We start from the raw sequence: 12,652 nt of genomic DNA on the forward strand, positions 1-12,652 counted from the left end.
AGGGGCAGATCTTCGTCAAGGGCGAGATCATCAAGACGGTTCCCGAGTCGAAGATCGTCGAGACGCTCATCGAGGAAGCCCTGAAGATCGCCGAGGGCATGGAAGACGCGGGGACACCATCAGGGGTTCCCGCCGTCACCGTGAGCTGAAACAGGACCGGAGAGGGGGCCCGAGCGTGACCATTCTGGAGACCATTCGGGGGCCGCACGACCTGAAGGCACTGAGCGGACCGGAACTCGGCGAACTCGCCGAGGACATCAGGAAGTTCCTGATCGAGGCGGTGGCCAGGACCGGCGGCCATCTGGGGCCCAACCTGGGGGTGGTGGAGCTGTCCATCGCCCTGCACCGGGCCTTCGACTCACCCGTGGACCGCATCCTGTGGGACACCGGGCACCAGAGCTACGTGCACAAACTGCTCACCGGGCGGCAGGACTTCTCCAAGCTGCGTGGGAAGGGAGGCCTGTCCGGCTACCCGTCGCGCGAGGAGTCCGCGCACGACGTCATCGAGAACTCGCACGCCTCGACCGTGCTCGGCTGGGCGGACGGCCTGGCCAAGGCGAACGAGGTACTCGGCAGCCCCCACCATGTCGTCGCCGTCATCGGGGACGGGGCGCTCACCGGCGGCATGGCGTGGGAGGCGCTCAACAACATCGCGGCGGCCAGGGACCGGCCGCTGATCATCGTGGTGAACGACAACGAGCGCTCGTACGGCCCGACCATAGGCGGCCTCGCCAACCACCTGGCCACCCTCCGTACCACCGACGGATACGAGCGCTTCCTGTCATGGGGCAAGGACGTCCTCCAGCGCACACCCGTCGTCGGACAGCCGCTGTACGAGTCGCTGCACGGAGCGAAGAAGGGGTTCAAGGACGCCTTCGCCCCCCAGGGCATGTTCGAGGACCTGGGGCTCAAGTACGTCGGGCCGGTCGACGGGCACGACATCGAGGCCGTCGAGTCCGCGCTCAGCCGGGCAAAACGGTTCCACGGCCCGGTGCTGGTGCACTGCCTCACCGAGAAGGGCCGCGGGTACGCACCCGCGCTGGAGAACGAGGCAGACCGGTTCCACACCGTCGGTGCGATGGACCCGCTGACCTGTGCCCCGCTCGCACCGCTCGGCAGCCCGTCGTGGACCTCTGTGTTCGGGGACGAGATCGCCGAGATCGGTGCGGAGCGGCCGGACGTCGTCGCGATCACGGCGGCGATGCTGCACCCCGTCGGGCTGACGAAGTTCGCCGAGGCGTTCCCCGACCGGGTCTGGGACGTCGGGATCGCCGAGCAGCATGCGGTGGTCTCCGCGGCGGGGCTCGCCACGGGCGGGCTGCATCCGGTCGTCGCCGTCTACGCCACGTTCCTCAACCGCGCCTTCGACCAGCTCTTGATGGACGTCGCGCTGCACAGGTGCGGTGTGACGTTCGTCCTCGACCGGGCGGGTGTCACCGGCCCGGACGGTCCTTCGCACAACGGTATGTGGGACCTGTCCGTGCTCCAGGTCGTACCCGGGCTCCGGATCGCGGCCCCGCGCGACGCCGACCGGCTGCGGGAGGAGCTGCGCGAAGCCGTCACCGTCGACGACGCGCCGACCGTGCTGCGCTTCCCGAAGGAGTCGGTGGGGGAGCCCGTCCCGGCGATCGGCCGGGTCGGTGAAATGGACGTACTGCACCGCGCCGACGACCCCCAGGTGCTCATCGTGGCGGTGGGCGTGCTCGCCTCCGTCTGTCTGCAGGCCGCCGACCTCCTTGCGGGCGGGGGAATCCGCTGCACGGTCGTCGACCCCCGCTGGGTCAAACCGGTCGACGAACAGCTCGCCCCGCTCGCCGGACGGCACCGGCTGGTCGCCGTCGTCGAGGACAACAGCCGGGCGGGAGGCGTCGGTTCGGCGGTCGGACAGGCGTTGCGCGATGCCGGTGTCGACGTACCGCTGCGCGCGTTCGGCATCCCTGAGCAGTTCCTCGCGCACGGCAAGCGCGCCGAGGTGCTGGCCGATATCGGGCTCACACCGGTCGAGATCGCCGGCCGGATCAGTGCCGCGCTGGCCGCCAAGGCCGCAGTCGAGGGGATTGAGGAGAGCGGGGAATGAAGGACGGCGGCCCCAAGGGCTTCGATCTGGCGCAACTCCTCGCGGAACGCGGCGCCGAACGCTATGAGCTGCACACGAAATACCTCAACCACCAGCTGCCGCGGATGCTGCACACCATCGGCTTCGACAACGTCTACGAACGGGCCGAGGGCGCGTACTTCTGGGACGCGGACGGCAACGACTACCTCGACATGCTCGCCGGCTTCGGCGTGATGGGTCTGGGTCGCCACCACCCCGTCGTCCGCAAGGCACTGCACGACGTCCTGGACGCCTCGCTCGCCGACCTCACCCGCTTCGACTGCCAGCCGCTGCCCGGACTGCTGGCCGAGAAACTGCTCGCGCACAGCCCGCACCTGGACCGGGTCTTCTTCGGCAACAGCGGCACCGAGGCCGTCGAGACCGCGCTGAAGTTCGCCCGGTACGCCACCGGGAAGCCGCGCGTGCTCTACTGCACCCACGCCTTCCACGGCCTGACGACCGGCTCGCTCTCGGTCAACGGCGAGTCCGGCTTCCGGGACGGGTTCGCCCCGCTGTTGCCCGACACCGCCATCGAACTCGGCGACCTCGACGCGCTGCTGCGTGAACTGAGACGCGGAGATGTGGCGGCGCTCGTCGTCGAGCCGATCCAGGGCAAGGGCGTCCACGAGGCGCCGCCCGGCTTCCTGCGCGCCGCGCAGGAGCTGCTGCACCGGCACAAGGCGCTCCTCATCGCCGACGAGGTGCAGACCGGCCTCGGCAGGACCGGTGACTTCTACGCGTACCAGCACGAGGAAGGTGTCGACCCCGATCTGGTCTGTGTCGCCAAGGCACTCTCCGGCGGCTATGTGCCGGTGGGAGCGACCCTCGGGAAGGACTGGATCTTCAGACGCGTCTATTCGTCGATGGACCGGGTTCTGGTCCACTCGGCGAGCTTCGGCTCCAACGCCCAGGCGATGGCGGCGGGGCTCGCTGTCCTCGCGGTGATGGAGGACGAGGAGACCGTCGCCAACGCCCGCCGCACCGGCGATCTGCTGCGCGAGCGGCTCGCCGCGCTCGTCGGGCGGTACGAGCTGCTGCACGAGGTCCGCGGCCGCGGGCTGATGATCGGCATCGAGTTCGGCCGGCCTACCTCGCTGAAGCTGCGCAGCCGCTGGACCGTGCTCCAGGCGGCCCGCAAGGGTCTGTTCGCGCAGATGGTGGTCGTACCGCTGCTGCAGAAGCACCGGATCCTCACCCAGGTCTCCGGCGACCATCTGGAAGTGATCAAGCTTATTCCGCCGCTGGTCATCGGTGAGCCGGAGGTGGACCGGTTCGTGACCGCGTTCACGGCGGTGATGGACGACGCGCACAGTGGCGGCGGCCTGATGTGGGACTTCGGCAGGACACTGGTCAAACAGGCGGTCGCGCACCGCTGAGCCTCACGGGATTTGCCTCAGAGGCAAGAAAATTGCCTCTGAGGCAGAATCCTGGCCCAATGGACATATGAATCCTCCCGATGGAGGGGTGGCCGACGAGCTGCCCGGGGTCGCGCCACGCCTGCGCGATCTGCGCCGCCGCCGTGGTCTCACCCTCGAGAGCGCCGCGCAGCGCGCGGGGCTTTCCCCCGCCCATCTCTCCCGGCTCGAAACGGGCCGACGGCAGCCCTCGCTGCCGATGCTCCTCGGACTTGCCAGGATCTACGGTACGACGGTCTCCGAGCTGCTCGGCGAGACTCCGCCGGAACGTGACGCGATCGTCCGCGCCGGCAGGTTCGAGGGCGCCGAGGCCGACGGCTGGATGTACCAGCAGGCCGGTGGATCCGGCCGGGCGATGCAGGCGCTGCGCGTCCGCGTGCCGTACGGCGCGCAGGGCGATCTCGTACGCGTTCATCCGGGCGAGGAGTGGCTGTACGTCCTCGCCGGGCGGCTACGGGTGACCCTCGGCGACACCGTGCACGATCTCGACCCCGGGGACAGCGCCCACTTCGACTCGCTCACCCCGCACCGGATCGCCGCCGTCGACCACGACGGATCCGAGCTCCTCTTCGTCCACACCCTGCTCCAGAGCCCTGCCGCCGAGCTGTGCCTCGGCAGCGGGATCCACCGCCGCTGAGACCGGTCCGTCCGGTCGCCAGAGAGGACTGTCATGTCCGATTCAGAGAACTTCGATCCGCTCACCCCGGCCAGGTCGAAGAACGACGGACCGCAGGAGGGGAAGTTTCCGCGCGGCGTGGTGATCCGGCTGGTCGCCTATCTCGTCGCCGGACACGTCTTCGCGGCCTTCCTCTACCTCCTCTTCGCCGTGGCCGGCAAGGGCTGACCGCCACCGCCGCCGGGAGGTCCGGTTACGCCTCGTCGAGCAGTCGTCCGCGCAGCTGCTCCAGCGTCTGCGGAGTGAGCTTCAGTCCATCGGCGAGATAGCGGTCGGTGCTGCCCCAGGTCTCCTCGATGGTGGTGAAGGCCTGGGCGAGATATTCGGCGCGGGCGTCGAAGAGCGGGCTGAGCAGCTCCATCACCTCGGGCGACATCCCGGTCGCCGAGGTGTCGCTGCGGCGCACCTTGTACCGGCGGTGCAGCTCGTTGGACTTGAGGTAGTCGGCCTCGATGGCCTCGCGCTCGACCCCGACGGCGAGCAGCGACACCGCGATCGAGATCCCGGCCCGGTCCTTGCCCGCCGCGCAGTGCATCAGCGCGGGGACACTGTCCTCGGCCAGGGCGTGCAGCACCCGGCTGTGCTCGGCGGTGCGGTCCCTGACGATCGCCCGGTACGAGGCGGTCATCCGGGCCGCCCCCTTGCCGTCGGCGAGGATGTCGCGCAGCTGCTCGATGTCGCCGTCGCGGACCATCCGCCAGAACTCGGCGCCGTCGGCCGGGTCGGAGAGCGGGATGCTCACATTCCGCACACCCGGCAGCTCCACGTCCAGGCCGTCGAGCTTGTGATCGGCCGCATTCCGGAAGTCGAAGATCGTGCGCAGCCCGAGACCGCCGAGGAACGCCGCGTCCTCGGAGGTGGCGTGCGCGAGGTGACCGCTGCGGAAGAGCCGTCCGTACCGCACCCGGCGTCCGTCGACGGTGGGCAGCCCGCCCACGTCGCGGAAGTTGCGCACGCCCGACAGCTCGGGTTCCGTCGACGAGATCTGCGGCACCTGCTGCGTCACGGTGTCTCCTGGAATGTCTGGCGTCGGCGCGGCTCGCCGGCGAGGTCTCTCCCGCGACGATACGACATCGGTGCCTCGGACAATCATCTCGGCCGTTCTCGCCCCGACCGTCGGTGAATTCCCCCTGCGCGGGCGTTGCCCGGCCAGCCGTCGGAGCTTGATGATGTGCGGAACTGTGTGAATGTGGGGATGACATGATCGAGACTGGTGACAGGGGTCGGACCTGGCTGCTGACCGGGGCGACCGGCAGCTACGCGCTGCATCTCACGGACCGGGACGAACTGCTGCATCTGCACTGGGGGCCGCGCATCTCCCTCGCGGCCACCGAGACCCTCGCCGCCGCACCGGAACTGCCCTTCCGCGGCTTCGAATCGCAGCTGGACGGCCGCGAGGAGTACCCGGTGGAGGGCGGCCCCCGGTTCGTCCGGCCCGCGCTCTCGGTACGCACCCCCGAGGCCCGCGGCACCGAATGGACCTACGCCGAGGCAGCGGTGGAGGGCGACGAACTGCTCATCGCGTTCTCCGACTCCGTACAACAGCTCGCGCTCACGCTGCACTACCGGATGCGGGACGACTCCGATGTGATCGAGCGCTGGGCCACCGTCAGCCACGCCGGCCCCGACGGACCGCCGCTGGAGCTGCTGCGAGCCGACGCGGCCGCCTGGGCACTGCCCGCCCGCGACGGCTGGCGCCTCAGTCACCTGCACGGGCGGTGGGCGGCGGAGACGCAGCTCGTGCGGTCGGAGCTGACGTACGGTGAGATGGTCCTCTCCAGCAGGCGCGGTCACACCGGGCACCAGTTTCTGCCCTGGGTCGCGCTCGACGCGGACGGAGCCGCCACCGAGGAGGACGGCGAGGTGTACGGCTGCGCGCTCGCCTGGTCCGGATCGTGGCGGATCGCCGTGCAGCAGCTTCCCGACGGGCTCGTACAGATCACCGGCGGGGCCGGCTACGACGACTCGGGGCTGCTGCGGCTCGCATCGGGGGAGACGTACACCACACCGGTGTTCGCCGGACTGTGGAGCGCCGAAGGGTTCGGCGGGGCGAGCCGGGCCTGGCACGCCTGGCAGCTGGCCCACGTCGTTCCGGACGCCGAAAGCCTGCGGCCGGTGCTCTACAACTCCTGGGAGGCCACCGGCTTCGACGTCGCGGAGGACCAGCAGCGCGCCCTGGCCGTGCGCGCCGCAGCGATGGGCGTCGAACTGTTCGTGGTGGACGACGCGTGGTTCGGGCAGCGCACCAGCGACCGGGCGGGACTCGGCGACTGGACCCCGAACCCCGAGCGCTTCCCCGGCGGGCTGAAACCGCTCGCCGACGAAGTGCACGCGCTCGGCATGCAGTTCGGCATCTGGGTCGAACCGGAGATGGTGAACGCCGACAGCGACCTGTACCGCGCGCACCCTGACTGGGTGCAGCACTTTCCCGGGCGGACCTGCACGGAGTTCCGTAATCAGCTGGTGCTCAATCTGGCCCGGACCGATGTGCAGAACCATCTGTGGGAACAGCTCGACTCACTGCTCTCCAGCGCCCCGATCGACTATGTGAAATGGGACTTCAACCGCTGCTTCACCGATGCGGGCTGGCCGGGCGAGGAGTATCCGCAGAAGCTCTGGATCGAGCATGTGGATGCGCTGTACGCGCTGATCGACCGGCTGCGGGCGGCTCACCCCGGTGTCGCCTTCGAGTCCTGCTCGGGCGGCGGCGGCAGGATCGATCTGGGCATCCTCGCCCGTACCGACCAGGTGTGGACCTCCGACAACACCGACCCGCTGGACCGGCTCGCCATCCAGGAGGGCTTCGGGCAGATCCATCCGGCTCGAGTGATGGCCGCCTGGGTCACCGACAGCCCGAACGTCCAGCTCAACAGCAGGGTGAGCTCGCTGCGCTTCCGCTTCGTGAGCGCGATGGCCGGGGTGCTCGGGGTCGGCGGAGACCTTACCGAGTGGAGCGACGAAGAGCTCGCCGAGGCCCGGGGCTGGGTGGACCTGTACAAGGAGATCCGCCCGGTGGTGCAGCACGGGGCGCTGTACCGGCTGCGTGCGCCGCGCGGCGGGCTCAGCGCCGTGCAGTACACGCACGGTGACGAAACCGTGGTGCTCGTGTGGCTGGAGGCACAGAGGTACGGGGAGCTGCCGCCGGTCCTGCGGCTGCGCGGACTCGACCCCACGGCGACCTACACCTGTTTGGACACCGGGGCCGTCCACCACGGTTCCGTGCTGCTGCATCACGGCCTGCGCACCGGCCTGCGGGGGGACCTGGACGCGAAGGTGCTGAGGCTCCGCCGCGAATGATGTTCATGACATGTCCGCATTGAGGCATTTAGTAGAACATGTCCTGCTTATGCGGGAGATGAGGGGCCTCTCGTGAGCGGGATCATATCCGTGACGGTGCGTGGTGGCGCGGCGGCCGGGTAATCCGTACACCGCGCCGAAAGCCAAGATCCGTAATCCACGGAGTGTGACCGGAATTCCGCGCCGATTTCCCGGCGCGGATTCCGGCACGCAACCGATGGCTTGTTCTGCTCGTCCTCACTCGTTTACGGTCACCGTCAATCCGGACGGACCGCCTAATCCTGCCGCCGACCGGAATTCGCACCCACTCATCGTGTGGCAGGAGCGGGGGAACCAGGTAAGCCGCCGACCGGAGAAATCCGGCCGGCTCGGGGTGAAGTCGCACTTCATGCGACCGGGCATCTCCAGCCCGAACCCGACAGCTCACCTCGTAGGCGCCGGAGAGGAAATTCTTCATGCCCATATCGGGTAAGCACCGTCGTCCGAAGTCCAGCACCATCGCTCGTGGCGTTGCCGCCGCCGGCGCCGGCGGGGCCGTCATCGCCCTCCCGCTGCTCGGTGCCACCGGTGCCCACGCCGCGGAGCAGGCCGCCCCCGCCGCGCACTCTGCCGCCGCCCCGGCCGCCCCGGTCGCGAAGAAGCAGGCCGAGACCCGGACGTACTCCGTCGTCGCCGGCGACTACCTGGCGAAGATCGCCACCGACAACAAGGTCGAGGGTGGCTGGGAGAAGCTGTACCAGGACAACCGCGAGGTCATCGGCGGCAACCCGAGCCTGATCGTCCCGGGCATGAAGCTGACCCTCGGCGGCTCCGCCGCGGCCACCGGCAACACGCAGGCCGTCCCGGCTCCGTCGAAGGCTCCGGTGGCCACCAAGCCCGCGGCCGCCCCTTCGGCCGCCCCGAGCAGCAGCTCCGGCTACGTCTCCCCGGTCCCGGGCAAGCACACCACCAACTACCGCGCCTCCGGTGCCAACTGGTCCAGTGGCAGCCACACCGGCATCGACTTCCCGGTCTTCACAGGCACCAGCGTGAAGGTGATCACCTCCGGCACCGTCGTCACCGCCGGCTGGGGTGGCGCGTACGGCAACGAGGTCGTCGTCAAGCACGCCGACGGCCACTACTCGCAGTACGGCCACCTGTCCGCGCTCTCCGTCTCGGTGGGCCAGACCGTCTCCGTCGGCCAGCAGATCGGCCTCTCCGGTGCCACCGGCAACGTCACCGGCCCGCACCTCCACTTCGAGGTCCGCACCGGCCCCGCGTACGGCTCGGACATCGACCCGGTCGCCTTCCTGGCTTCACACGGAATCTCCGTCTGATCGGATCCGGTCAGGCCTGATCCGAACGGCTTGTTGATGGGGCGGTGCGCGGCGGCGCACCGCCCCTTCACTTATTCCCTCTTTACTAAAACCTGACCGGGTGGTCTATCTCACCTCCCGTCAACCCCTTATTACGGTCGCGTAGGTCACATTCGTCAGTGCAGGATGTGCCCTTGTGGCAGACGATTCGAGAAAAAATCAACGTGGCGTCAACAACCGGCATGGCGCCATCGGGTCGTACGCAGCGATTGGCGACAGCTTCACCGAGGGGGTCGGTGACCCGGGCCCGGACGGAACCTTCGTCGGCTGGGCAGACCGTTTCGCTGTACTCCTCGCGGACCAGCTCCCCGACCCCGACGCAGCGACGAACACCGATGGTTCCGCCGGTTCGGCTCACGGGAACTTCCGGTACGCCAATCTCGCCGTACGCGGACGCCTCCTCGACCAGATAGTCGAGGAACAGGTGCCGCGCGCCAAGCAGCTCGCCCCCGACCTGGTGAGCTTCTGCGCGGGCGGCAATGACATCATCCGGCCCGGCACCGACCCCGACGACGTGGCCGAACGCTTCGAGCGCGCGGTCGCCGACCTGACCCGGTCGGTCGGCACCGTCATGGTCACGACCGGCTTCGACACCCGCGGCGTGCCCGTGCTGCGCCATCTGCGCGGCAAGATCGCCACCTACACCGCCCATGTGCGGTCCATCGCCGACCGCTACGACTGCCCGGTCCTCGACCTGTGGTCGCTGCGGTCCGTGCAGGACCGGCGCGCCTGGGACGACGACCGGCTCCATCTGTCGCCCGAGGGACACACCCGGGTCGCGCTGCGCGCCGCCCAGGTCCTCGCCCTCGATGTGCCGGCCGACCCCGACCAGGAGTGGCCCCCACAGGCGCAGCGCGGCACGCTCGAGGTGCGGCGCGACGACATCCACTGGGCACGCGAATATCTGGTGCCGTGGATCGGACGGCGGCTGCGCGGCGAGTCCTCCGGTGACCACGTCGAGGCGAAGCGGCCCGACCTGCTGCCGCTGTAACCGGCGCGGTGTCCACTTCGGCCGGACGGGCCTGTTCGCCGAGGCCCGTCACCTCGGGCGGAATGACTCTGTACCTGATCATCATCTGGGTTACCTGTCCGAGCGTAGTGGCGGTCGCAGGCATGGGAAGGCACCTGGGGAGACGGGGAGAAGACGCGAGACGTCAGGGGCTGACGGAAGCGGAGCGACTGCCGGTCAGGCTGTCAGTGTCTCCTGGTCGATGCCCAGCTCGCGGGCGAGCGCCTCGTCGGTCCACGCCAGCATCGTGGCCCGGGAGAGCGGGCCGGCGTACGACGTCATCTGGACGGCCAGACCGTCCAGCAGCGCGGTCAGCCGCCAGGCCACGGACATCGGATCGTCGCAGTGGAACTCCCCCGCGGCGGCCCCTTCTTCGAGGACCTCGGCCAGTTCGGCCTTCCACTGCTGGTCGAGATCGCCGGCCACATTGCGCAGCGCCGGATCGCGCAACGAAGCCGCCCAGCCCTCGATCCACAGCCGCCACCCCTTGGCCTGCCCGGTCGGCGCGTACCAGCGGACGGCGGCGCGCAGCCTCCGTACCGCACTGGTGCGGCGGCTGAGGAGCTTGCGCAGATGGGCCAGGTCGGCCTCGGCCGCATGCGCGAAGGCGGCCGCGACCAGCTTCTCCTTCGTCGAGAAGTGGTAGAGCACGAGTGCGTTGCTCACCCCGAGGACGGACGCCACATCGGCGATCCGTACCGCGGCGACGCCCCGCACCTCGATCTGCTCGACGGCAGCACGCAGCAACTCCTCGCGTCGTTCCGCCACGCTCAACCGCACTCTTGCCACGGCGTCACCCTAACCAATGCCCGGGTCCCCGACAGGTCGGGGGCGGGACCGCAAGGGGGCCGCCCCCGACTTGCTTCCAGCTGTCAGGCCTCGGTCAGCACCAGATGTCGGCGCAGCCCGAGTTGTACGCGTCGATCAGGGTTTCCGTCAGCGACGCACCGGTGGTGTCCGTGACGGTTGTCCGCAAGTCGACCTTGGCGGTGCCCGCGGCAGGCACCGTGACCTTCCACCGGCCGTCGGCCCCGCGCGCAGCCGTGGCCTGCTTCCAGTCGGTGCCGTCCGTCGCGTACCAGACCTTCAACGACGCGATGGGAAGCGCCCGCTGACCTCCCTGTGCGGTCAGGCCGACCGTGTAGTCGAGCGGCTTGCCCGCATCCGCCGCGTTCTCGCCGGTCAGCGGCAGCGAGTAGTCGAGGTCCAGCAGCCGGGCCGCGGCAGCGGGCTTCTCGTGGCCGGAGGGGAACCGCCACTCGCTGGTCACCTGTGCCCCGAGCATCCATGTCACCGGATCCGGTGACATGCGAGTGGCATCGACGGTCAGCCGGTACCAGTTGTCCTTGCGCGGCAGGTCGAATGCCAGGTCGTGCAGGCGTACATGCCCCTGGGGTCGGACGGGTAGCCGTGCGTGCGCTGGACCGTCTTCACCTTGGCGAGGCGGGACCGGTTGGGTGGCCCGCAGAGGTCCGGCGGCTCAGCGGACCCGGCGGCTTGACGGGTTCATCGGTACCAGCCGAACCGCTCGGCCATCACCGGAAGCCGCTCGGCGACGAGGGCATGGGCCGCCGCCCGGGGAGTGGAGCCGTCGGCCTCGGCACGGGCCAGCATCCGGCCGATCAGCGCCCGCATCGAGCGACGGGTGTGCCCGAACGCTTCCTCGGCATCGGCCCCGATGTCGCCGAACAGCGTCCACCACCACCATGCGTTCGTGCCGGAGTTGACGACCACGTCGGGCAGTACGGTGATGCCGCGCTCGGCGAGCAGCGCCTCCGCTTCCGGCAGCACCGGCATGTTCGCCGCCTCGACGATCCAACGGGCGCTGATCCGGGCCTGGTTCGTGGCGTCGACGGCGTACGAGACCGCTGCCGGTACGAGCACCTCCGCCTCCTGCGTCAGCCACGCGTCGGCGGACAACTCCCGGTCTCCGTCCCGTAGCGCACCGCGGTCCACCGTTCCGTAGGCGTCCCGGGCAGCGAGCAGCGCCTCGACATCCAGGCCCGCCGGGTTGGCGATCGTCCCCTTGATGTCGGCGACGGCGACGACCCTCAGTCCGGCCCGGGCGAGGAACCGTGCCGTCGCGCCGCCCATGGTGCCGAGCCCCTGTACGGAGACCCTGGCCTCCGTGTACGCGACGCCTGCCCGGTCCAGCGCGGCGAGCGCCGACTCGGCTACCCCGCAGCCGCCGACCAGCTCGTCGAGCCCGATGCCGTCCACCTCGACGGTGAACGCGTCGGCGAGCCGCTGCCGGGCCACCGTCTCGTCGTCGAGGAGCGGATAGACCGCCTGGATCGAGGAGACGAGCCCGGCCTCGGCCGCCGCCCGGTCGACGATGTCCTGGGTGAGTCCGAGATCCTCGCCGGTCGTCCAGACGTTCTCTATATACGGACGCACGGCCCGCAGATAGCGCACGAGCACCCCGTACGCCTCCGGGTCGCGCGGGTCGCAGTCGATGCCGCCCTTGGCGCCGCCGAGCGGTATGTAGCGCGCCTGTGTGTCATCGGCATCGAAGTGGAGGGCCTCCTTCATCGTCATGCCCCGGGCAAGTCCTGCCACCTCGTCGAGCGTGCAGCCCGCCCGCATCCGCAGCCCGCCACTCGACACGCCGCGCACCAGTCGGTCGACGACCAGATGGCCCTGGCGTCCGGTGACGTGGTCCGTCCAGGTCAGCGAGATCAGCGGGGCGGGCGGAACGGCCGGGGACACCGTCGGCGCCGTCGGATTCGTCGGTGTCGTCATCGGGGTGTCTCCTCGGTATCAGTGATCAGGATGGGCCCCGGAGCGGTCCGGGCCAGGGCACAG

At 69.7% G+C, this 12,652-nt stretch carries 11 protein-coding genes, 1 pseudogene and 1 riboswitch; of the genes and pseudogenes, 8 read left to right on the top strand and 4 right to left on the bottom strand.

The window, feature by feature from the left end; all coding sequences use genetic code 11:
* From ACIA8E_RS32975 to ACIA8E_RS32995, 5 genes and pseudogenes are all read left to right on the top strand, one after another.
* Positions 1–149 (top strand): annotated as a pseudogene (locus ACIA8E_RS32975) (4-hydroxy-3-methylbut-2-en-1-yl diphosphate synthase); the annotation flags it as partial.
* Between the two features lie 26 nt (positions 150–175).
* Positions 176–2,077: a 1-deoxy-D-xylulose-5-phosphate synthase gene (gene dxs / locus ACIA8E_RS32980; RefSeq protein WP_399303648.1), complete on the top strand. Its 1,902-nt coding sequence runs from the start codon at positions 176–178 to the stop codon at positions 2,075–2,077.
* Positions 2,074–3,471, top strand: coding sequence for an aspartate aminotransferase family protein (locus ACIA8E_RS32985; RefSeq protein WP_399303650.1), 1,398 nt, complete (start codon positions 2,074–2,076; stop codon positions 3,469–3,471). The genes dxs and ACIA8E_RS32985 overlap by 4 nt, the downstream gene beginning before the upstream one ends.
* Before the next feature lie 67 nt (positions 3,472–3,538).
* A complete protein-coding gene (locus ACIA8E_RS32990; protein ID WP_399303652.1) occupies positions 3,539–4,147 on the top strand; it encodes a helix-turn-helix domain-containing protein in 609 nt (202 codons plus the stop codon).
* A gap of 33 nt (positions 4,148–4,180) precedes the next feature.
* The gene (locus tag ACIA8E_RS32995) at positions 4,181–4,354 is read left to right on the top strand and encodes a DUF6126 family protein (RefSeq protein ID WP_356330748.1); all 174 of its coding nucleotides are present in this window, start codon (positions 4,181–4,183) and stop codon (positions 4,352–4,354) included.
* A 25-nt stretch (positions 4,355–4,379) separates the two neighbouring features.
* Here ACIA8E_RS32995 and ACIA8E_RS33000 read toward each other — a convergent pair whose 3' ends face one another.
* Positions 4,380–5,192 (bottom strand): tyrosine-protein phosphatase, encoded by an 813-nt coding sequence (locus tag ACIA8E_RS33000; RefSeq protein WP_399303654.1) that lies wholly within the window; start codon positions 5,190–5,192, stop codon positions 4,380–4,382.
* Between the two features lie 194 nt (positions 5,193–5,386).
* Between ACIA8E_RS33000 and ACIA8E_RS33005 the strand changes: the two genes are divergently transcribed.
* The 3 genes from ACIA8E_RS33005 (at position 5,387) to ACIA8E_RS33015 (ending at position 9,829) form a co-directional block, all read left to right on the top strand.
* Positions 5,387–7,483, top strand: coding sequence for an alpha-galactosidase (locus ACIA8E_RS33005; RefSeq protein ID WP_399303656.1), 2,097 nt, complete (start codon positions 5,387–5,389; stop codon positions 7,481–7,483).
* 291 nt (positions 7,484–7,774) lie between these two features.
* Positions 7,775–7,935: riboswitch (cyclic di-AMP (ydaO/yuaA leader) on the top strand.
* A 3-nt stretch (positions 7,936–7,938) separates the two neighbouring features.
* Positions 7,939–8,799, top strand: a complete 861-nt coding sequence (locus ACIA8E_RS33010; protein WP_399303658.1) for a M23 family metallopeptidase — start codon at positions 7,939–7,941, stop codon at positions 8,797–8,799.
* A gap of 175 nt (positions 8,800–8,974) precedes the next feature.
* Complete coding sequence (locus ACIA8E_RS33015; RefSeq protein ID WP_399303660.1) at positions 8,975–9,829, top strand: SGNH/GDSL hydrolase family protein; 855 nt, start codon at positions 8,975–8,977, stop codon at positions 9,827–9,829.
* Positions 9,830–10,024: 195 nt separating this feature from the next.
* Here ACIA8E_RS33015 and ACIA8E_RS33020 read toward each other — a convergent pair whose 3' ends face one another.
* From ACIA8E_RS33020 to ACIA8E_RS33030, 3 genes are all read right to left on the bottom strand, one after another.
* Positions 10,025–10,615: a TetR/AcrR family transcriptional regulator gene (locus ACIA8E_RS33020; RefSeq protein ID WP_399303662.1), complete on the bottom strand. Its 591-nt coding sequence runs from the start codon at positions 10,613–10,615 to the stop codon at positions 10,025–10,027.
* Between the two features lie 115 nt (positions 10,616–10,730).
* Entirely contained in the window at positions 10,731–11,132 is a 402-nt protein-coding gene (locus ACIA8E_RS33025; protein ID WP_399303664.1) for a hypothetical protein, read from the bottom strand.
* A 221-nt stretch (positions 11,133–11,353) separates the two neighbouring features.
* Positions 11,354–12,589, bottom strand: a complete 1,236-nt coding sequence (locus ACIA8E_RS33030) for a Glu/Leu/Phe/Val dehydrogenase dimerization domain-containing protein (protein WP_399303666.1) — start codon at positions 12,587–12,589, stop codon at positions 11,354–11,356.
* Positions 12,590–12,652: the final 63 nt, after the last annotated feature.

It is taken from the genome of Streptomyces sp. NPDC051664 (genome assembly GCF_044453545.1).
Lineage (GTDB): Bacteria > Actinomycetota > Actinomycetes > Streptomycetales > Streptomycetaceae > Streptomyces.